This window comes from Nocardia sp. KT25-26 (assembly GCF_056627695.1).
Map to the genome: position 1 here is coordinate 474,264 of NZ_CM152813.1, position 20,689 is coordinate 494,952.

General features: G+C 69.0%; 18 protein-coding genes. 4 read left to right on the top strand and 14 right to left on the bottom strand.

Features of this window, described 5'->3' with window-relative positions:
• Window positions 1-32 precede the first annotated feature (32 nt).
• The 3 genes from AC1HFH_RS02175 to AC1HFH_RS02185 all read right to left on the bottom strand — a co-directional run bounded on the left by AC1HFH_RS02175 (window position 33) and on the right by AC1HFH_RS02185 (window position 4,683).
• Window positions 33-200: a hypothetical protein gene (locus AC1HFH_RS02175; protein WP_480245753.1), complete on the bottom strand. Its 168-nt coding sequence runs from the start codon at window positions 198-200 to the stop codon at window positions 33-35.
• A 114-nt stretch (window positions 201-314) separates the two neighbouring features.
• A complete protein-coding gene (locus AC1HFH_RS02180; protein WP_480245754.1) occupies window positions 315-3,605 on the bottom strand; it encodes an arabinosyltransferase domain-containing protein in 3,291 nt (1,096 codons plus the stop codon).
• Window positions 3,606-3,750: 145 nt separating this feature from the next.
• Window positions 3,751-4,683 (bottom strand): hypothetical protein, encoded by a 933-nt coding sequence (locus AC1HFH_RS02185; RefSeq protein WP_480245755.1) that lies wholly within the window; start codon window positions 4,681-4,683, stop codon window positions 3,751-3,753.
• Between the two features lie 619 nt (window positions 4,684-5,302).
• On the opposite strand from AC1HFH_RS02185, the gene AC1HFH_RS02190 reads away from it, so the two are divergent.
• Window positions 5,303-5,866 (top strand): Uma2 family endonuclease, encoded by a 564-nt coding sequence (locus AC1HFH_RS02190; RefSeq protein WP_480245756.1) that lies wholly within the window; start codon window positions 5,303-5,305, stop codon window positions 5,864-5,866.
• Between the two features lie 98 nt (window positions 5,867-5,964).
• On the opposite strand, the gene AC1HFH_RS02195 is transcribed toward AC1HFH_RS02190, so the two are convergent.
• Window positions 5,965-6,762, bottom strand: a complete 798-nt coding sequence (locus AC1HFH_RS02195) for an alpha/beta fold hydrolase (protein ID WP_480245757.1) — start codon at window positions 6,760-6,762, stop codon at window positions 5,965-5,967.
• A gap of 235 nt (window positions 6,763-6,997) precedes the next feature.
• Between AC1HFH_RS02195 and AC1HFH_RS02200 the strand changes: the two genes are divergently transcribed.
• Window positions 6,998-8,371 (top strand): cutinase family protein, encoded by a 1,374-nt coding sequence (locus AC1HFH_RS02200; RefSeq protein ID WP_480245758.1) that lies wholly within the window; start codon window positions 6,998-7,000, stop codon window positions 8,369-8,371.
• 74 nt (window positions 8,372-8,445) lie between these two features.
• Here the strand turns inward: AC1HFH_RS02200 and AC1HFH_RS02205 are convergent, their stop codons facing one another.
• On the bottom strand, window positions 8,446-8,661 hold the full coding sequence (locus AC1HFH_RS02205) for a helix-turn-helix transcriptional regulator (protein WP_480245759.1): 216 nt from the start codon (window positions 8,659-8,661) through the stop codon (window positions 8,446-8,448).
• Between the two features lie 149 nt (window positions 8,662-8,810).
• Window positions 8,811-9,446 carry a DUF4097 family beta strand repeat-containing protein gene (locus AC1HFH_RS02210; RefSeq protein WP_480245760.1) on the bottom strand — a complete coding sequence of 212 codons (636 nt, stop codon included), beginning with the start codon at window positions 9,444-9,446 and terminating at the stop codon, window positions 8,811-8,813.
• A 244-nt stretch (window positions 9,447-9,690) separates the two neighbouring features.
• Between AC1HFH_RS02210 and AC1HFH_RS02215 the strand changes: the two genes are divergently transcribed.
• Entirely contained in the window at window positions 9,691-12,885 is a 3,195-nt protein-coding gene (locus AC1HFH_RS02215; RefSeq protein WP_480245761.1) for an AfsR/SARP family transcriptional regulator, read from the top strand.
• 23 nt (window positions 12,886-12,908) lie between these two features.
• Here the strand turns inward: AC1HFH_RS02215 and AC1HFH_RS02220 are convergent, their stop codons facing one another.
• The 6 genes from AC1HFH_RS02220 to dprE1 form a co-directional block, all read right to left on the bottom strand.
• On the bottom strand, window positions 12,909-13,466 hold the full coding sequence (locus AC1HFH_RS02220) for a hypothetical protein (RefSeq protein WP_480245762.1): 558 nt from the start codon (window positions 13,464-13,466) through the stop codon (window positions 12,909-12,911).
• Between the two features lie 143 nt (window positions 13,467-13,609).
• Window positions 13,610-14,041, bottom strand: a complete 432-nt coding sequence (locus AC1HFH_RS02225; protein ID WP_480248017.1) for a PIN domain-containing protein — start codon at window positions 14,039-14,041, stop codon at window positions 13,610-13,612.
• Window positions 14,041-14,265, bottom strand: coding sequence for a type II toxin-antitoxin system VapB family antitoxin (locus tag AC1HFH_RS02230; protein WP_480245763.1), 225 nt, complete (start codon window positions 14,263-14,265; stop codon window positions 14,041-14,043). Before AC1HFH_RS02230 ends, AC1HFH_RS02225 begins: the two co-directional genes overlap by 1 nt.
• A 66-nt stretch (window positions 14,266-14,331) precedes the next feature.
• Window positions 14,332-16,368, bottom strand: a complete 2,037-nt coding sequence (locus AC1HFH_RS02235) for a galactan 5-O-arabinofuranosyltransferase (RefSeq protein WP_480245764.1) — start codon at window positions 16,366-16,368, stop codon at window positions 14,332-14,334.
• 78 nt (window positions 16,369-16,446) lie between these two features.
• Window positions 16,447-17,226 (bottom strand): decaprenylphospho-beta-D-erythro-pentofuranosid-2-ulose 2-reductase, encoded by a 780-nt coding sequence (gene dprE2, locus AC1HFH_RS02240; protein ID WP_480245765.1) that lies wholly within the window; start codon window positions 17,224-17,226, stop codon window positions 16,447-16,449.
• The gene (gene dprE1 / locus AC1HFH_RS02245; RefSeq protein WP_480245766.1) at window positions 17,223-18,653 is read right to left on the bottom strand and encodes a decaprenylphosphoryl-beta-D-ribose oxidase; all 1,431 of its coding nucleotides are present in this window, start codon (window positions 18,651-18,653) and stop codon (window positions 17,223-17,225) included. The genes dprE2 and dprE1 overlap by 4 nt, the downstream gene beginning before the upstream one ends.
• A gap of 93 nt (window positions 18,654-18,746) precedes the next feature.
• On the opposite strand from dprE1, the gene AC1HFH_RS02250 reads away from it, so the two are divergent.
• The gene (locus AC1HFH_RS02250) at window positions 18,747-19,178 is read left to right on the top strand and encodes a GtrA family protein (RefSeq protein WP_480245767.1); all 432 of its coding nucleotides are present in this window, start codon (window positions 18,747-18,749) and stop codon (window positions 19,176-19,178) included.
• On the opposite strand, the gene AC1HFH_RS02255 is transcribed toward AC1HFH_RS02250, so the two are convergent.
• Window positions 19,179-19,814, bottom strand: a complete 636-nt coding sequence (locus AC1HFH_RS02255) for a pyridoxamine 5'-phosphate oxidase family protein (RefSeq protein WP_480245768.1) — start codon at window positions 19,812-19,814, stop codon at window positions 19,179-19,181.
• Between the two features lie 291 nt (window positions 19,815-20,105).
• Window positions 20,106-20,585: a hypothetical protein gene (locus AC1HFH_RS02260; protein WP_480245769.1), complete on the bottom strand. Its 480-nt coding sequence runs from the start codon at window positions 20,583-20,585 to the stop codon at window positions 20,106-20,108.
• Between the last annotated feature and the right edge of the window lie 104 nt (window positions 20,586-20,689).

Sequence of the window (20,689 nt, forward strand, 5' to 3'; positions counted from 1 at the left end):
GTTGTAGACGACTGATGGCACCGGGGTTGTTGCTATGCGTTCTGGAGCATGCGGCGGCCTAGATCGCGTCGCAGTACCTCCTGATCCGGGAGTCGGTCGAGCACCCGCATCACGGCAGGGCGCAGCTCACGCTTCTCGTCGTCGCTGAGCAGATCGACGAGATCGCGTAGATCCATGTCATCGAAGGCTCGTGTCGTCATACCCACAAGCGTACGTGTTCAAACCTGAGAAGGGCCTGTCTTTTTGCTGCCATTTACTGCCCTTTCACAGTGCCGAAACCAGTACTCCTGCCCCGGTTTTCGCGCTGCAGGCGGTCATCGGGCCCGGATCGGTGGTTGTTCGGTGATGGCCGACGTGCGTTTCACTGTGACCCCGATCTCTGCAGGTACGGCATCCCGGTACGGGGTATAGCGCTCCAGGGAACCCCAGTCGCGACCCGGATCGTGCGACAGGTAAGTCGGCACGGTTTCGGCCTCCAGCAGCAACTCGGTCCAGCCGAGCGGGCCGCCGCCGATGTGGTCCTGCCATGCGTTCGAGGCATCCGAACCGACCCGGTCCGGCAGGATCCGCCACTGCGGTGCCTCGGCCACCCCGTCGTGGTGGTCGAACGGACGCTGACACGGGAAGGCCAGGCCCACGTGCCAGTCCAGCAGGACCGGATCGGTCGAGCCGACCACATCATCGAGCGTTTCCAACCGGGGCAGGCGCGGCGGTGTCACCGCCAGCCACTGGGGCCGGGTGATGTCGTTGTCCACCGCGACCAGCCGCACCGCGTCGACCCCGGCCGGCAGCCGGTCCAGCGGCACCCGCAGATTCCGCCACGACGGCGACGGCCCGATATCCAGCGGCTGCACCGCACCCAGCACCTCGACGGTCCCGTCGGAGCCGCGGGTGCCGTACTCGACCCGCAGCTGCTGGCCGTACTGCAGTACCCCGTCGTTGTCGACCGAGGCGATCCGACCCGCCGCGGTGACGACCAGCACCTGATAGGCGGGGTCGGCGCGCAGCTGCTCGGTCAGGTCCAGGCGGTACCACTGCGAGGTCAGGCTCGCCTGTTCCTGCGGGCCCTGCTGGTAGCTGCCCAGCACCGGCGTCCGCGCCGGGTCCAGGCCGAAGGGCAGTGCGACGGTACTGCCGTTGATACCCGGCTGCTCGGTGGTGCCGCCGCCGGTGCCGGCGCCGGTGGTGTCGGTGGTCTCGTTCGACGAGCCGGTGTTCACCGAGTTCGCACCGCCGGTCACGGTCTCCTCGGCGTCCGCCGTCAGATCGGCGGCGACACCCTGCGGGGTGAACCCGGAGGACTCCGCGGCCAGCGCGGTCGCCGGGTCACCGGAATACGGCTCCAGCAGCGAATCGGCGGTGTCCGTCTCCACCAGCACCTCGTCGGCCAGCGCGCACGGCTGCCCGGCCAGGGATTCGATATTCGACTTGGCGATCGAATACGCCGGGTACTGGGTGATCGCGCCCTTGGCCATCGAAGCCACCTCGAACAACACCAGCACCGCGGCGGCGATGGTCAGCGGCATGGTGGCGAAGCGGTCGAACCGGCCCGGCACCGGGCGCCGGCGGTACGGCTCGCGATAGTGCAGCCACAGCGCCCACAGCAGGGCCAGCACGCTCAGCCCCAGGAACAGGGTGGAGACACCCTTGCCGGCGATCAGCGGTGCCTTGTCCCAGAACGGCACCCCGTAGCTGGACACATACCACCAGCCGTTGGACCCGGTGAAGGTGATCGCCAGCAGGAAGAGCACCGCGGCGGCGAACAGTGCGCGGTTGCGCGGCGCCCGGATGCCCGACGTGCCCACCGCGACCGCGGCCAGCGCCGCCAGCGAACCGGCCAGGCCCGCGTACACACCGAAGTGGTGCGTCCACTTGGTCGGCGTCCACATCATCAGCAGCAGGGCGGCGAACACGATGCCGAGCAGCCGCACCGACGGGCCGCGCGACGTGCCCGGGATCCGGCCCTTCCGCAGCACCTGCAGGATGCACACCAGCAGGCACAACAGCATCACCAGGACGCCGAACCGGCGGGCCAGGGAGCCGTCCGGGGAAAGCATGAGCAGCGAGTCCCACCGGGTGCGCTCGTCGAACCAGGCGACATTCGGCCCGACCAGGGTGCGCACCCGGGTGGCCTCCATGACCGTGGCCAGCGTCTGATCGGCGAACACCACGACCAGCACCACCGTGCCCGCTGCCAGCGCCGGAGCCAGCAGCGCGGTGAACCGGAAGATCTTGGTCGTCAGCGGCATCCGGCGTGCGGGTGCGGGCGCATTCTCGGCGTCGGGCGTACCCGCATCGGCCGCGATCCGACGCGGTGCGGCGCCTGCCGCCCGCTTGATGAGGATCTGCAGCACCGGCCGGGAGCCCGCCAGCAGGGCGGCCACACAGATCAGCCCGGTCGGCCCCGCGGCCAAGGAGAAAGCCGCGATCAGGATGGCCAGCGCCGCCGGCAACAGGCGGGCGGTGGCGATCGCCCGTTCCATCGCCGCCCAGGTGAGCAGGGCGCCCGCCGCGATCAGCGGTTCCGGGCGCAGGCCGTTGTCGTAGGGCAGCCAGAATGCCAGGAACACCAGGCCGGCGGTCCACACCGCCACCGCATCGTGCCGGATCCGGGCGCCCAGCCGCGGCAGCACCTCCCGGCTGATCACCAGCCAGCACACCACTCCGGCGAGCAGCGCCGGCAGCCGCATCCACGGGCTCGCCGTGGAGATCGACGTCATCCAGGCCAGCACCTCGTACGACCAGCCGAACGGTGCCTCCGGCACCCCGAACCAGCGGTAGTAGTTGGCCATGTAGCCGGACGGCCCCGAGGCGCGCGCCATATTCAGGATGTAGCCGTCGTCGGAGGTGTTCGCGCCGATCACATGCCACACCAGCAACGTGCCGACAACCACGACATCGGTGGCCCGCACCCGCAACCAGTGTGCGGGCAGCAGCCGGCGGGCGCGGCGACCGTCGGCGGTGTCCAGCAGATGCAGTGCCACCAGCGACACCACCGTCGCGACCGCCGCCAGCACCATCACCGCCAGCTTCAGCGCGGTCGGAGTCGAGGTGAACCGCGAATCGATATCGGCGTGAAAATCCGCCCCGACCAGCGCGGCCTCGTCCAGGTCGGTGAACACGCCGACGATCTGCGGGCGCTTGTCGACGGTCACCGTATCGGCGAACGGCGTACCGTCGGCCCGCTGCACACCGGTCAGTTCCACGGTGGTCGCATCGACGGTGGACACGATCTCCAGCTGCGTGCATCCGGCGATCTCGGCCACCGGCACCGCCAACATCGGCACATCCCGGACCTGGACGTTCAGTTCACCGTCCCGGACCGCCACGGTCAGTCCCCGGGCGGTCTGTCCCGATTCGGGCGGCACCGTGGCCAGCAGCGTCGTGGTGCCCGAGTCCGGCAGCCCGGCCGCCATGCTGCACGGCAGCGTGGCCGACAGCTGCTGCGGTACATATGACACCAGCGGTGCGGCCACCTCGGTCGCGCCGGCCTGCGGCCAGTCCAGGCTCGCCTCGTCCTGCTGCACCGGCATCAGCGGCGTGAGCAGTGCCGCAACAAAAGCCAGCAGGCCGGAGACGAGCGCGATCAGGCGGTATCTCTGCACGAGCGTCGATGCTATCCGGCGGTCCGGTCCGCAGTCGTTCTGGTGACCGATCGGCGATGCTGTCGGCCGTCCTGGTCGACCGAGCCGGGTTCGACAGCGATAGGCGTACGGGCCGGGCGGCTGAGCATCTGCCGGTTTGCTGAGCTCAGTGCACGGTGTCGAGCTGTGCCCGGATCCAGCCGGGGATCTGTTCGACGGGGCGGGGGTAGGCCTCGAGTTCGGCCCGGAGATCCTCCGGGGCGACCGGGGGCATCCAGTCGGAGACGGCCGTGGTCGAGAAACCCGTGCGGTACCGGGTCGGCCCGGCCACGTAGATCTCGGCGGAGAGCCAGGTGCCCAGGTTCGGGTCGTAGGAGGCGTGTTTGTGCTCGTTGAGCAGGCGCCGCATCTCCGGGGTCGGCTCCAGATGAGTCACCTCGCCGTCGCGGCGCTTCGCCTGGATACCGCAGGACACGTGGTGGCCGACCTGCAGCGCCCAGATCAGCGCGAAACGCTGGCCCGGTTCGAGCAGCCGGATGGCCGCGTCCACCAGTGCCTTCTCCAATGCCGCGAGACCGGGCGCGGTATCCGGTACCGGCTGGGCCGCGGCGGCCACCGGACGGCGGGGTGCCGCGATCGGACGCCGTACGCCCGGCGTGCCGGGGTGTGCATCGGCGGCGGGTTCGCGGTCCGCGGGCCGGGCCGGCGCCGAGGGATGCTGGGTGGCCTGCGGCCGCCGGATCGGCAGCGGCGGGCGCCCGTACGCCGCATCGCCGGGACGTGCCCCGGGTGGCAGGACCCGGTCTGCTGCGCGGCCCGTACCGGGTTCGGAGGTCATCGGCCGCTGCCGGTACGGCTCGGCGGCCGGGGCGACGGGCCGTTCGGCCGGCATCGGCATCAGCGCATCGAGATTCTCCCGGGGTGCTCCTTGATCGGGCCCGGTGAGCCCGCGGTACCGGTCCTCCGCCGCCCGAGGCCCGGACGAGTGGCCGCCGGTGCCATTCGGCTCGGCGGCTGATTCGCCCGCCGGGTTCTGCCGCCGGATGACCTGCGTGAATGCATCGTGGTCGACCGGTCGGGCAGCTCGATCCTCGGCCACGTCGGCTAGGTCGTGCGGTCGGCCGGGATCCATCGTCGGCGCTGATTCGGCGCTCCGGCCGTAACCGGTCCCGGTCGTTCCGTAGCTCTCACCGCCGGTCATTGCAGCAAAGGCGGTCCCCGGTACGGCGGAGGTATCTGCCGTACCGGGCGTCGGCTCGCCTGCAGCCGGTGCGGGCGTGGCTTCCATGCTCGGCGCCGCACTGTCGCCCGGCCTCTCCGGCTCTGCGGCCTGGCGCCGGATGACCCGGGTGACTCCCTCTGCATCCGGGCCGGAGTCGGCGTCGGAGATACGGGTAAACGGAACCGTGGCCCGGGACCCGGGTGGTTCGCTCAAGCTGTCCGTCAACGCACTTACCTCTGCACCGCTACCGGTCGATCCCGCCCGGTGCGCATGCCTGAGACGGCGCGTATCACCTGGTAGGCCGGTCGAGCCGGGTGAAAATAACGACCCCTACGGTACGGCACGGTAACCCTCGGATGCACCCGGTGTGCCGCAATCCACCCGCCGGCGCCCCCGAGTCGGCGTCCCGATCGGGTGGGCGCGGATAGACTGAGGGTCGCGCATGACAGGCCGACAACAGTGATCGAAGCCGGAGGTGAACTGCATGGCGATGCCGATGCCTCGCGCTGATGAGTGGACCTCCGCAGACCTGGACGATTTCCCGGAAGACGGACTGCGATACGAGGTGTTGAATGGTCAGCTCGTCGTGAATGCCGCACCGAAGCCGAAGCACCAATGGCTGATCCGGTCGCTGAGCCGCGTCCTGGAAGCAGTGTCACCGCCGGAATGCTTGGTACTGGACGGCGTCGGTGTGCTGATCGGTGACGACGAACCGATACCCGACCTGATCGCGGTGTCGGGGGCCATCGACTGGAACGCCCGCGGGGTCCCGGTGGCGCAGGTCGCACTGGCCGTAGAGGTCGTGTCGAAGTCGACGACTCACCAGGACCGGATGGTGAAACCTGTGGTCTACGCCGAGGCGGGGATCCCCAACTATTGGCGGATCGAAGCGAACTCGTTCCACGGCCAGCTGGCGGGGGAAGGTGCTCCGGTCCTGTTCGCCTATGTCCTCGGCCCGGATGGCCACTACGAGCAGACGCACCGAGTCGCGGCCGGAACCGTGGCGGCGTTGCGGACTCCGTTCGAGGTCGAGTTCGACCCGGGAGCACTACTGCCCTGAACGACCGACGGCTGCGCGGGCGCCCGGCGTGCTCGCCGGTGCAGCCGACCTGGACGGGTCGGCTGCGGCCGGGGCTTTTCGATGGGGCGGATCGGTCGTCAGCGTCCGATCGTTGCGCGGACGGCGTCGGCGACGGCGGGGGAGTCCTTGCGCAGGATCTTGGAGTGGTTGCTGGCGACCTTCGCGCTGATCGTGACGTTCGGGTTGTGCGCGAGGATCGGGTCGAGCACGGCCCGGTTGGTTTCCATCTCACCCTTCTCGCTGCCCAGGCTGTTTCCGGTGGCCAGGACGAACCGCACCGGGCGGGCGGCGCGTTCGAGTACCGGCACGCTGGCGGCGGCGATCTCGTTGAGTTCGATATTGGACTCGGCATGCTGGGCGGCGCTCATCCGCGCGGCCATGCCGAACGGGCGGGCCAGCGGCAGTAGGAACCGCATCTTGTGGAACAGCTTGCGGATCCGCTCGGCGCCCTCTTCGCCGGTCAGGCCGTGCGGGAAGGCGTCTACCGTCACGGACCCGAGGACGCGGTCGGGGTTCCGGTCGGCCCAGTGCCAGCTCAGCACCCCGCCGTAGGACCAGCCGACCAGGACGACCGGCCCGGTCACGTCCCGGGCTGCGAGTACCGCATCGATATCGCGCAGGCAGGCGGCGAAGGAGTAATCCGTGGACTGCTTCGATTTGCCGCGGGCCCGTTCGTCGAAGGTGATGTGCCGGTAGCCGGGGCCGAGATCGGCGATCACCCGCTTCCAGTGCGACCGGTCCGCGTAGGCGCCGTTGAGGTAGACGACGGGCTGTCCGGCACCGCCGGTATCGGTGACCGCGAGTGCGGTGTCGTCGACCGGCACCATGCCGGTCCAGCTCGTGTCGTTCGATTCGGTGGCTGCTGCGTTGCTCATGTGAACACTGTCGCGAGTGCGGCTGATACCGCCCTGACGCCGGCCTGATACAGCACCTGACACGGAATCGTCCCTGTTCGACGCACGAAAGTCGGTTTCCGCCGCCTTGCAACGAACCCACGCGTCGCCGCGCACATCTGAAATGAATCTGTGTCTGAAAGTGCCGACGAAGCTGCCGTCGAGTGGTCAGAATTGGTCACGAACGACTCCCCGTCGGCAACAGAGGAATTGGACGATGAACAGGTTGTCGAGATCCGCTGCGGCGACGATGATCGCGGCCGTCGTCGCGGCCGGAACCACAGCAATCGGCATCGCGCGCGCGGAAACGCCGGGCGCGCTGCCGTGCACCCCGTACACCGCAATCATGGGACCGGGGACCTGGGAGACCACGCTGCATGCCGACCCCGCAGTGCCGGTCGGCATGCTCCGGCCGATCGGCGACGGTCTGCAACGCCGGTTCGGCCCGGACATCACCGTGCGTTACGTCCCCTATGCCGCAAGCGCATTCGACCAGGGGCTGAGCTACGCGGAGTCGGTGCATACGCTGGATTCCCACTTGCGCCGGATGCTGCAAGACCTGTGCAGCTCGACCCGGGTCGTCCTGGCCGGCTACAGCCAAGGTGCGGACGGCATCGGCGACCTCGCGACCGAAATCGGCAACGGCGAGGGCCCCATCGGCGCCGACCGAGTGGTCGCGGTCGGGCTACTGGCCGATCCGCACCGCGATCCGAATACCACCCTTTCCCTGGGAAATCCGCAGCCCGGTCGCGGTATAGCCGGAACGCGCGGGCGGGGGTTCGGTGCGTTGACCGAGCGGGTCCGCACCCTCTGTACCGACGGTGACCTCTATTGCTCCCTGGATGCCGCGGCTTCCCCGTTTCTCGCCGTACTGGGGCGGTTCCTCAGCGGTGATCCCGGGCCGGTCGCGAATATCGTCCCCGCCACGGTCGATCCGGGCACGCTCATCGAACAAGCCGTCACCATGGGCGCCGGCTGGACCGCCACCGCGGCGAACCTGCCGGCCATACTCGACAACCTCACCCGCCTCCCGGACCTCGTCGCGGCGGGCGATATTCGCGGCGCGCACCGGACCGCCCAGGCGCTGAACATCGACCTGGCCCCGCTGGTGCAGGCCGCAGCAGGGGTGGACCGGCGACTGGTCGCCCAGGTCATCCGCGCAGCCGCCGCCGTCGACCCCTCCGGCCGGACCGCAGGCATCAGTGTCATCGCCGACGCCCTCATACACATCGATCTGCTGGGTATCGCCGAGCGGGCCGGTCGCCTGCAGGAAGCCCTCTGGCGTGCTGTCGAATCCCTCGATCGCAACGACCATCTCGGCGCTGCCGCCGACCTGGCAGCCTTCGCTGCCACCGGCGTCGACCTCACCGGCGCCGTGCTCGGCCCGGTCGCCGCAGGCATCCGGGGTGATCTGCCCGCCACCACCCGGACCCTGCTCAGCATCACCGACCCCGCCACCGTCGACGAACTGGTCCAACTGGGCCGTCAGGGCGCGGACCTGGCCAACTTCTACGCCTCCGCTGCCCATATCGAATACGCGGACGACGCCCGAATCCTGCTGAACTACCTGAGTTCCCGGGTCGCTTCATAGATAGCGACCGGGGCCCGGCGAACACTCGCCGAGCCCCGGTTCGTGCCGGTCGAGCCGACACAACGGTGTTCGGATCAGCACGACACCGCACCGCCGGCCGAGTTGTCGAGACGCACCCCCAGGACTCTCGACAACTCGCCGGCATTGTCGGCACTGGGTGTGACCACATCGCGTTCCCACCGGCTGATCTGGTTTCCGTCCGCAATACCGATCCAGTCGGCCAACTCTGCCTGCGTGAATCCAGAGGCCATTCGCGCCGCCCGAATGGCCTTGCCGATCGTCGTGGACATGGTCTCCCCTTTCGCACCCGGCCGCATTCGAACGATAACGGCGAATCGACCGGCGAAGGAGGCTGTGACTGCACAGCGCCCGACTGTGTGTGCACAACTCGACTGTGCGTGCATGGACTTGCGCGCCGGCGGCGGGCGGCGCCACCGCATCAGACTGCCGTCGAATGCCGGATGACGATGTTGCCGAGGGGGTTCCGTGCGAACACGTGCACCGTGTCGGCAGCATCGGCCGCTGGCTGCAGCTGGTTCTGCACGGCGCCCATAGCGGTGACCGTTTCCAGGCGGGCCGCGCTGCGCGGATGGACACCCACCTCGAGCTCGCCCATGGATGTCTCCAGTCGCACCTCGCCGCGCGATACCTCGCCGATGCGGATATCGCCCTGCCCGGCCTTCGCAGTCAGTGCGTCGAGGGCACGATCCACGATGATGTCGCCACGGGACACCGTCAGATCACACCGGCCGAGGGCGCCGGTGGTGAGCAGCCGACCGGCAGCGACCGTGCCGGTCAACCGGGAGCCGGTCGGCACCTCGATGGTCACCTCGATCGACGAATTGCCGCCGAACGGAGTGTAGGTCCGCCACAGTTTCGGCGATTTCACCGTCAACACCCCGTCGGTGCAGTCGACCCGGGTCTGTTCGGCGACCCGCACATCGCCTTTCGCGGCGGCATCGGCGGGCAGGACGGTCACAACCGTATCGGTCCGGTCGGCGGCGATGACGGTGACGGTGCCGGCGAGCACCTCGACGTCGACGGCGATGGGTGCGGGGGTCCGGAAGGTATGCATGGCTGGTCTCCTCGGGGAAGTGGTCGGATGGTTCCGGTGAGCTGCAAAGTTCCGCTTGCGTTGTGCTCACTGGAGATACGATCTCCCGCCCGGCTGATACCGGCCTGACGTCACCCTGACACCGCCGCTGACACGATATCTGCGCTGCTCACGGTGGTTCCCGACGCCGCATGGGCTGCGGCGAAGCTCAGGTGGCCCGCCGCCGGACGACTGTCCAGGGCAGAATGGCCGGGTGCAGATCGGGATGCTTGGACCGCTCGATATCCGGGCGGATGACGGGGAAACGATCGAGGTCCCGGGTATCAGGTTGCGGGCACTGCTGACCGCCTTGGCGCTCGAGCCCGGCCGGGCGGTCTCGAAATCGACGCTGATCGACTGGATCTGGGGAGAGCAGCCGCCCGCCGATGCCGCCAATGCACTACAGGCACTGGTTTCCCGGTTGCGGCGGATGCTGCCGGACGGATCGCTCGACGGGCAGGCCGGCGGCTACCGGCTGACGGTGCAACCCCACGAGGTCGATGCCGTTCGCTTCGAGGGGCTGCTCGACCAGGCTCGCGGCGGCGACGACACGCACCGGGCCCGGCTGCTGCGTGCGGCCCTCGAACTGTGGCGCGGCCCGTTCCTGCAGGACGGCCCGGACAGTGCAGCGGCCGCCGCGGTGGTGACCCGATTCGAGGGGCTGCGCCTGGCGGCGACCGAGGACTGCTACGAATCGGAGATCCGGCTCGGCCGGGGTGCGGACCTGGTCGGCGAACTGACCGAACTGGTGGCCCGGCATCCGGTACGCGAACGTCTGGTGGCCGCACTGATGCGGGCGCTCGGCGCCGCGGGACGTGGCTCCGAGGCCCTGGTCGTCTACCAGCAGGCGAGGGAGGAACTCGCCGACACCTTGGGCGTGGACCCCGCGCCGGAGCTCGCCGACCTGCATGTCGCGCTGTTGCGCGGTGAGGTCGGTGCTCCGGAGAGCGACCGCAGTACCAACCTGCGGGCCGAGCTGACCAGGTTCGTCGGCAAGGACGCCGATATCGCGGTCGTGCGGGAGCTGATCGGCGACCATCGGCTCACCACATTGACCGGCCCCGGCGGTTCGGGAAAGACCAGGCTCGCCCTGGAGACGGCCCGCACCCTGCTCGCCGACCTGCCGGACGGCGCGTGGCTGGTGGAGTTCGCCGCCGTCGAGGCCGATGGCGACCGGACCCCCGGCGGGACCGGCCAGGGAGGTGCTAACGGTCTTGCCCAAGCGGTGGTCGCGGCACTGGGATTGCGGGATGCGCTGCTCGGCGGAGCGCCGAATGCGGAACCGATGGATCGGCTCATCGGGTCGATCCGGGAGCGCGAAACGCTGTTGATCCTGGACAACTGCGAGCACGTGATCGAATCCGCGGCGGTTTTCGCCCATCGCCTCCTCGGCGAGTGTCCGCGCTTGCGGATCCTCGCCACCAGCCGGGAACCGCTCGGCCTGATAGGCGAGGCATTGTGGCAGGTGGTGCCGCTGGCGTTGCCGGAGGAGCGAGCAGAACCCGGCGAGGTCGAGTCCTCCCCCGCCGTTCAACTGCTGCGGGATCGGGCGAGTGCGGTGCGCAAGGACCTCCCGGACGATGCCCGGACCGGGGCGACCATGGCGCGCATCTGCAGGGCACTCGACGGGATTCCCTTGGCGATCGAGCTGGCCGCGGCGCGACTGCGCACCATGTCCCTCGAACAGCTCGCCGATCGTCTCGATGATCGATTCCGCCTGCTGACCGGCGGAAGCCGGATCGCGCTGCCCCATCATCGGACGTTGCGTGCGGTGGTCGACTGGAGCTGGGAGCTGCTCACCGAGGCCGAACGGATCGTCCTGCGCCGGCTCGCGGTCTTCTCCGGCGGTGCGAGCCTGGCGGCCGCCGAACAGGTGTGTGCGGACCCCGAGTCCGGGGCCGCTGTGCTCGAGCAGTGGGAGGTGCTCGAGCTGCTGACCACCCTGACCGAGAAATCGCTGCTGCACACATCGCCGGACGGCCCATCCCGGGAACCGCGCTTCCGGATGCTCGACACCATTCGGCAGTACGCCGCGGAACGGCTGTCGGAGTCGGGTGAATCGGAGTCGGCGCGGCGCGCGCATCTCGCGTACTTCACCGCGCTCGCCGAAACCGCCGAACCGCATCTTCGCCGCGCCGAACAACTGGACTGGCTCGGTACCCTCGCGGCCGAGCACGACAACATCGCTGCAGCCATGCGGGGGACACTCACCGCCGGTGATGCGGACGGTGCCGTGCGGCTCGCTGCGGCCGCGGGCTGGTACTGGTGGCTCAGCGGACACAAGGCCGAGGGGATGGAGCTGGTCACTGCGGCCGCCGAGATCCCCGGCGAGAGCGACGACGAGATCCGGGCCAGGGTGTTCGGGTTGGTCGTGCATTTCATGAGTTCCGGGCCTGCCGACGAGCACCGGACGGCGGAATGGATCCAACGGGCCGATCGGTTGCGCCGCCGCAGTACGGGCGAACATCCGCTGCTCGGATTCACGGCCGCACTGGAACGGATGTTGCAGGGGCCGGATGCGGTGCTGACGGCATTCGAACCGCTGCTCGACGACGACGATCCATGGGTGCGGGCGCTCGCCCGGCTGCAGATGGGCAAGATGCGCATCATGCTGGGCCGGGAAGTGCGCGCGGCAGATGAATATCTGGCGGCGGCGCTCGCCGAGTTCCGGGATATCGGCGAGCGCTGGGGGATGTCCTTCGCCCTGACCGAGGTAGCCAACCGGATGGCCGCCCGTGGCGAGTTCGCCGATGCGTGCGAACTTCTCGACCAGGCGATCACGGTGGTCACCGAGGTGGGCGCGCTCGAGGACATATTCCTGATCCGCGCCCGCCAGGCCCAGCTGCTCTGGCTGCTGGGTGATGCCGAGGCCAGCGCGGCCGCTATGGCCGAGGCGCAGCGGTACGCGGATCGGTCCGGGTGGCCGGATGCGCTCGCCGAACTCGCCCTGTGGCAGGCCGAACTGGCGCGCTGGCGTGGCGATACCGACCAGGCCCACCGCCAGGTCAGATGTGCGACATCCACCCTGAGCGGCGCCGCGGATCAGGGCTACATCGGTGCCGCCGCACAGCTGCTGCTCGGTTATCTGGCAGCCGGACCCGGCGAGGCCCGCAAGCACCTCACCCAGGCCGTCCGGATGGCCTCCGCGGCGGGCTATGTGCCGCTGATCGCCCAGGTACTCGTCGGTGTCGCGGACCTCGCGCTCCGCACCGACCGGCCCGAGCAGGCCGCACAACTCCTGGCCGCGAGCGCCGCGGCTGCCGGCTTGCCGGACCGTTCGCTGCCGGATGTGGCCCGGATCGAGCAGGCGGCACGTCACCGTCTCGGCGCGGACCGGTTCACCGAGGCGGCGTCGGCTGGTGGGGCGGCCGACTGGCAGGAACTGGCCGCGCTGACGCTCGCCGGCCGAGCGCCGGCCTAGCTCGCCGCACCGGTGCCGCCCCGTCAGGCCGAGGAGGCGCGGAGCGCGAACCAGCCCTCGGTGGGGTCGGCGTAGCCGTGGTACACGAGCGGGATCCGCTGGTCGATCTCGAAATGCCGGTACACCGCCGCCATGGCCTGCCGGACGGAATGTGCCTGGAAGTCGTCGATCCGGCGCGGGCCGATCCGATGTTCGGGTAGTTCCTCCAGCCGGGCGAGTTCGGCCGGGTCGTCTGCGTCGAGCCCCACCGGAGCCGGGTCGGATATCAGGTGATCGTTGAGCACCGCCCGGATCCGGGCCGATTCGTGCCGGGCCGGGTGGAAGGCGAGCAACTGGGTGTGCACCAGATCGTGGCGGCTCAGCGGCATGGCGGCGGCCTGGATCAGCGCGACCAGTTCCGAATCGCGTTCCGGTATCCGTTTTCGCTCTGCGACCGGGTCCTGTTCCACCAGGTGCAGCATGCAACCGCCACGCACCAGCGGTTCCGGCGCCATGAAGACGCTGATGCTGGGGCACCGGCAGTTCATGCCGGTCAGGCACACCTTCGTATGCAGGGGGTCGAGCGGAAACGGATGGGACATACGTCCTCCTCCGGTCGGGGGATCGAGGCCCCGGATCGATCACGTACGAGTGTCGAACGCCGTCCACCGGATTCCGGCGGCGACCACAGGCGTATGGGTCAGTGTAGTGGCGGCCTCGGCCGCTTGCAGCTCCCTGCGCCGGGTCACGCCCAGCCGGACTCCAGCGGACCCTCGTGAACGTTCACCTGCCGAAGCTCGGTTGCCAGCCGTTCCGCAGTCACGAAATCTCGATCGTCATGCACGATCACGAGCCCGTGATAGGCGGCCGTCGCGCAGATCTGCAGGTCGACTGCCGACAGGCAACGCAGACCACCGAACTGGGCAGCACGATGCTGTAGACCCGCGATCCACATCCCGGCCGACTTCGGAACCGAGACATCCTGGTAGAGGGTGTCGAACATCTCGCACAGCGTGGCGGACTCCTTCAAGTTACGGGCCGAGGCCAGGAACTCGGAGCGCTGGGGGTAGCACGATCGCAGGTGGCCGTCCTGAACCGGATCCAGCCACCGATCGTGAACTTCCTCGTCGCGCAGCATGCGCCCCAGGGCGGATGAATCGAGCAGATATCCGACCATCACGGTGCGAAACGATCCTTCTCGGCTCGGTGGGCAGCCTCGGCGCCTTCGATGTCCCAGTCGCGCGCGAGGTCGAAGTACTTCCGGTACGCAGCGGCACGGGTGCGCCGTTCGTTGTACTCGGCGAGGGCAGCGGCTACCGCGGCGGTCTTTGTCCGGTGTCCACCGAGCTTCTTCGCTTGTTCGAGGGAATCGTCATCGATATCGATGTGGGTGAGGGACACGGCCGCCTCCTGTACAGGAATCGAGAATCTCGACCGGTAAATTGTACATCTTCGGACCCCGAGCAGTCAGCGTTGCACGGTCACCAGGGTGAACGGGCCGATATCGGTGCTGGTGAAGGCGGGGTCGGTGAACAGCTCCTGCGGGAACGCGACGACGTAGCGCTCGACATTGGGGTCGTTGGGGTAGACGTCGCGGGCCAGGCGCAACGTATAGGAGTCGCCGGCGCGGCGGAACAGGAAGGCGTCCGGGACGCGCCACGGCGAAGAGTCCAGGGCCTCGAGCAGTTCGGCGGAAGTGTCCAGTTCGGCCCAGTCTCCGATCAGCTCCGCGCGGCCGGTGAAATCGGCGAGCGGGTTGGCGTAGTGGGATGTCAGCGCTTGGAAGCCGAAGTAGGGGTAGTAGGCGAGGAAGGTGGTGTCGGCGGTCAGCACCACCGTCTCGTCCCGGGGCCGGCCGGTCTGCTCCCGGAGGGTGGCGTCCACCTCGGCGTAGTGGGTGACGGCCGAGGGAGCGCGGCGATCGGCGCGGTCACCGTTGCCGTCGGTGTCGGTGTAGGCGGTGTTGATCTCGGGGGCCAGATGTTCCGGGATGCTCTGCGCGAAGGCCAGCGTTCCCAGGACCGCCACCACGGCCGCCGCCGTCCGCAGCGGGGCCGGTTCGTTGAAGGCCTGATAGGCGGCCCGGGCACCTTCGACGAATCCGAAGGCGCCTGCCGCGGCCAGCAAGGCCAGCAGGATCGGCTCCAGCCGGAACGAGAGCAGCGTCATACCGCCCGCCGTCGCCAGCATGGACAACAGCACCCACAGGTAGACCGCGAGCACACCCATACCGAGGGCCTGCGCCCGCCGCGAGGATCCCGCCCGCAGTACCAGCCACACCACCCCGAGCAGGCAGAACGCGCCGACCAGCGAGAACTCGGCCATCGGCAGCGGCAGTTCGGCGCCGGATTCGGGCAGGTAGTGCCAGGCGGCGCCGGAGGTGACCCGGTTGCCACGCAGCGCTTCGAGCAGATACGGCGCCCACACCAGCAGCGCCAGGACGCCGGCGATGGCGCCCATCACGACCAGTTTGATCAACGGGGGCAGCGCGGCCCGCCAGGCGGACGCGCCGCCGGATGAGTTCCGCCGGCCGTTATCGGATGCCGCCACATCGTCGGTCGCTCCGGCCGGGGCGTCGACTGCCGTCGAGCCGTGTCGGCGGCGACCCCGCGACCTCGGACGCGCCGCGCATACCGACAACCAGGCCGCCAGTAGCCCCATCAGCCCCAGCGTGAACGCCATGACACCGAAGTAGAGGGTGTAGAAGCAGGCGGCCAGGCCGAGGAAGAGGCCGGTGCCGATCGTTGCGCCCCAGCCGCCCGCGGAACCTCCGCGCGGTCCGGGCCGGTGCAGTGCACCCCAGGCCAGCACCAGCACCGGCGGGATGAACACGATCAGCACCGCGCTGTACGCCTCGTGGGCGGCATAGCTGATGGCGAACGCGGTGACCGCACCCGACACGGCGACGGCCCAGTCGGCGCGGATCAGCTCGCTCCACAGCACCAGCGCCAGTACCGCCGCCACGGCCAGGGCGCCGATGGCATACGGCTTGAACACCTCCCAGCCGTCCATGCCGAGCAGGTTGCCGACCCGCCCGCCGATCCAGAACCAGCCGGCCGGGTAGAACGGCGGCAGTTCGGCGTAGGTCATATCCCGCAGCGCCGGGCTGTCGGTGAGCCGGGTCAGGTACTCGGTGCGGAATTCCTGATCGACCGAGACGCCGAACAGGTACAGCTTGGTGGCCGCCAGCGGCATCCCGAGCGTCACGGTGACGAATGCCGAGAGGCCCGCCCAGGACAGCAGTTTCGCCACCCACGGCCACCTGTGCCGGCGCAGCAGCACGATCGCGGCGATCAGCACCGCGACCGCGCCGACCTGGCCGACCGTGGTCAGCGCGCGCAATACGTTGGCGGAGTTGAACGCCGGCCACTCCACCATCGAGAAGGCGGTGAGACCGACGGCCGCGACCACCACGGCGACCAGGGCGGCCGCCAGGGCTTCCCCGGCGACCCGGGCCACCCGTCGAGTCAGTGAAGCATCGTGCCCTGCAACCTGCGTCACCATCCGCGCCTGCACCCTTCGCCTTTCGTCACCGACCCGAACTCGCGGGCCAGCCTAACGGAGGTGTCCGGGGGCAAGCCGCTACAGCGGCAGCTTGCGGAAGATCGGCCGGGGCACGTGGCGCAGCGCCGACATCAGGAACCGCACCTCGCCGGGCGCCCAGATGAGCTCCTTGCCCTTCTCCGAGGCGGCCACCGCAAGCGCGGCAACGTCTTCGGCGTCCACCGTGAACGGAGCCTCGGAGGCGCCGGTGGCCTTCCAATGCTCCAGCGTCGTGGTGGTGCGCACCTGGCCGGGACGGATCACGGTGACCCGCGGGCCGTACTCGCGCAGCGCCTCGCCCAGCCCCAGGTAGAACCCGTCCAGCCCGGCCTTGCTGGAGCCGTAGACGAAGTTCGAGCGGCGCACCCGCTCGCCGGCGACCGAGGACATGGCGATGATCCGGCCGTGCCCTTGCGCCTTCATCTTCTCGCCGAGCAGCACGCCCACCGAGACGGCGGCGGTGTAGTTGATGCCGACGGCCTGCACCGCCTTGCGCTGGTTCTGCCACAGCTCCTCGGCGTCGCCGAGCACGCCGAACGCCACGATCGCGACGTCGACATCGCCCTCGGCGAAGGCCTGGTCGACCACCTTCGGATGGCTGTCGGTGTCGAGCGCGTCGAAGTCGATCACCTCGACCTTGCTCGCACCGGCCGACTTCATCTTCGCGACGGCGTCCTCACGCAGCGGATCGCCCGGCAGGGTGGCCAGGATTATCGCGGCCGGACCCTTCTTCAGGTACTCGGCGCAGATCGCCAGCCCGATCTCCGAGGTGCCGCCGAGCAGCAGGATGGTCTGCGGGTTGCCTACTGCATTGATCACTGGAGCTCCAGCCTCCTGGCCATATCGGACATGAATACACCGTCGGGGTCCACGCTGCGGCGGATCTTGATCCACTCGTCGATCCGCGGATACATCTGATGGAAGGTTTCGGCGGTGGTGCGCGAATCCTTCGCCGTGTACAGGCGGCCGCCGAACTCCAGGACCCGCCGGTCCAGATCGGCGACCAGCTCGTTGAGACCGGGCCGGATCGGGAAGTCGACGCAGATGTTCCAACCGGGCATCGGGAAGCTCAGCGGGGCCTTGTTGCCCGGGCCGAACAGCTTGAACACGTTCAGCGCCGAATAGTGGCCGGAGGCCTGGATGTCGATGATGATCTGCTTGAACGCATCGACGGCCTCGGTGGGGACCACGAACTGGTACTGCAGGAACCCGGCCGGGCCGTAGGCCCGATTCCATTCCGCGATCATGTCCAGCGGGTGGTAGAACTGCGTCAGGTTCTGCACCTTGCCGGTGTAGGTGCCGCCCATGGCGTAGTACGCCTCGCCGACCATCCCCAGGCTGAGCCGGTTCGCGGTCCAGCTGGGGAATATGTTCGGCACGGTCAGCAGCTGTGGTGCGTCGAACTTCAGCGGGTTGCGGCGCAGCTTCTTGGGCAGTTCGTCGACCTTGGCCAGCCGGCCCCGGGTGAGGCAGGCGCGCCCCAGCTTGGGCAGCGGGTTCATCACATCGAACCAGGCGCTCGAGTAGGTGTAGTCCGCTTCGCTGCCGTCGCTGTGCACCGCGATGGTCTCGTCCAGCGTGCCGGTCTTCACGCCGTCGTTGAGGAAGTACGCCGTCTCGGTCGGCGCCATCTCGACGGTGGCCCGCAGGATGATGCCGGTCAGCCCGTTGCCGCCGACGGTGGCCCAGAACAGCTCCGCGTTCTTGCGCGGGGAGACGCGCTGCACCGCACCGTCGGCGGTGAGCAGGTCGATCGAGCGGACGTGGTTGCCGAAGCTGCCTTCGCTGTGATGGTTCTTGCCGTGGATATCGGAGGCGATGGCGCCACCGATGGTGACCTGGCGGGTGCCGGGTAGTACGGGCACCCAGAGGCCGAACGGTAGCGCGGCCTTCATCAGTTGATCCAGGCTCACCCCGCCGTCGACGTCGACCAGCCGGGTGTCGCGGTCGATGCGATGGATCCGGTTGAGCGCCGGCATGTCGATGACCAGCCCGCCCGCGTTCTGCGCATGGTCGCCGTAGGAGCGGCCCAGCCCGCGCGCGATCACGCCGCGGCGCAGGTGGGCGGGCTTGCTGTCGTTGTCCTCGGCGACCATGGTCACGGCCTTGACGATCAGCTCGGGATCGTCGGTCGAGAGCACTTCAGCTGAGGTGGGTGCAGTGCGACCCCATCCGGTCAGTGTCCGGGTCCGTGTGGGGAGCCCGGAGGTGCCGGTGGTGGTCGGATCGTTCGTGGACATCGGCATAGAGGCTACATGCATCGTGCGACTCGCGGCGGGTCTCAACTACAGCCTGTAGTGAGATACTCGCCCGGTCGCCCACCGGTTACGCTCGTCGGCGTGCAAGTCCAACCCGAGACCGCCGCGGCGCCGGCCCGTGCCGAGGTCGACCTGAAGACGCAGATCGTGCGTTTCGTGCTGACCGGCGGCCTCTCCGCGGTCGTCGACTACGGCCTCTACACCGCATTGCTGGTGCTGGGCGGCCTGCCGGTGGCCGGTGCAAAGGCACTCGGCTTCATCGCCGGTACCTCCACCGCGTACCTGATCAACCGCCGCTGGACCTTCCAGGCGGAACCGAGTCGGGCCCGGTTCGTGGCGGTGGTGCTGCTGTATGCGGTGACCTTCGCGGTGCAGGTGGGGATCAATTCCGCGCTGTACTTCGCGCTGCCCGAGCAGTGGTGGCGGCAGCCCCTGGCGTTCGTGGTGGCGCAGGGGACGGCCACCGTGATCAACTTCGTGGTGCAGCGCGTGGTGATCTTCCGGCTGCGCTGATCAGCCGGCCCGGGCCGCGACGGGCACGGTCAGCGCCTGTTTCTGGTCCTTGACGCCGAAGTAGTCGCCGCCCTTGGCCCGGATGTTGTCGGTGCCCCAGTCCCGTACGTCCTGATCGACGGGGGCCAGCTGCGGGATGTGTTTGCGGCAGTGGATGTAGGCCTCCTCGACGTCGACCACCACCCACATCTGCGCGGCCCGGCCGCGGCGGGATTCGGGCAGGTCGGTGATGGTTTCCCGGAGGTCCTCGTCGCTGACCAGCCGGGCCGAACCGTTGATGTGCAGGCCGATCTGGTCGCGGATGAAGTCGATCATCAGGATGCCGACATGCGGGTTCTCGACCATATTGCCGAGGCTGGCCATCACCCCGTTGCCCCGGTACTCCGGGTAGGTGAGGGTGTTCTCGTCGATGACGTGCAGAAATCCCGGGGCGCCCGCCCGGAAGCTGGCATCGCATTCGCCGAGGCTGTCCGCGGTGGCGATGAATGCCATCTCCATCCGGCCGACGAACTCGATCATCGTGGGGTTGAGGTGGTCCAGTACCTGGTCGTCGTAGAAGCGTTGTGCGCGGTCCTCGGTTCGCAGGCGGCGCTGTAGTTCGTGCTCGCCGTCGCTGCCACTGGGAATGCCGGCCATCCGTGGGCTCCCTCTGCCGTTCCGAACGTGGTCGTGATGCGAATCTCGTGCCGAAACCCGGTGGTGAGCTGGGTCTCGTTCGAGTGTAGGGGAGGTGACCGGGTTACGGGCCGGGTCCAGTTCGGTAAATCGGACGAAAGTGACGTTTTCCCAAAGGGATTCGCGGGTACCACAAACCGACTGATTGGTTTGTTTTCGCCGAACCCGGGAAACGCCGAAAACCCGCAGGTCGCCGCGGGGATCGGCAGCCTGCGGGTCTCGGAAAGTATGTGCCGAGCCGCGGGGGAGGGTCTAGCTGGCCAGGGTCAGCCGGGCCCGCTTACGGGTGGTAGCGGAGCGGACCGCCGCGCCCAGGGCGACCACCGGCGGAACCCAGCGGGCCTCGCTCGGTGCCACACCCCAGGAGGCGCTACCGCTCGGCAGCAGGGTCGGCGGCAGCGGCACGCTGGCGCCGTCGGTGTGCACAGTGGCGCCGGCCGCACGCATCGCCTCGATGGCCGCGCCGGCCTTGGCGACGCCGGTGACCAGGTGGATCTCCCGGCGCTCGGCGCCGGGGATCTCGATGACCGGGCCGGTCAGATCGTTCGCGCGCAGGTAGCGGCGCACCTCGGCGGCCAGCGGGCCGGTGACCTCGACGGCCGCCAGCTCGGCATCGGTGATCAGGCACAGGCCGTTGGCCGTTTCGGCAACCGTCCAGCCACGCTCGCTGTAGTCCTGCGCAGCCGCGGCCATCTCGGCCGCCGGGACGGTGGTCGGAAACGTCGTGCGCACTGTCTTCTCCATTCCCCGCAACAAGTTCAGGTCGTGCTTCCATGGGACGTATCGGCCGGAGGGGCCGGTCGCGTTACGGATCGATACAAAAAAATCTCGGCATT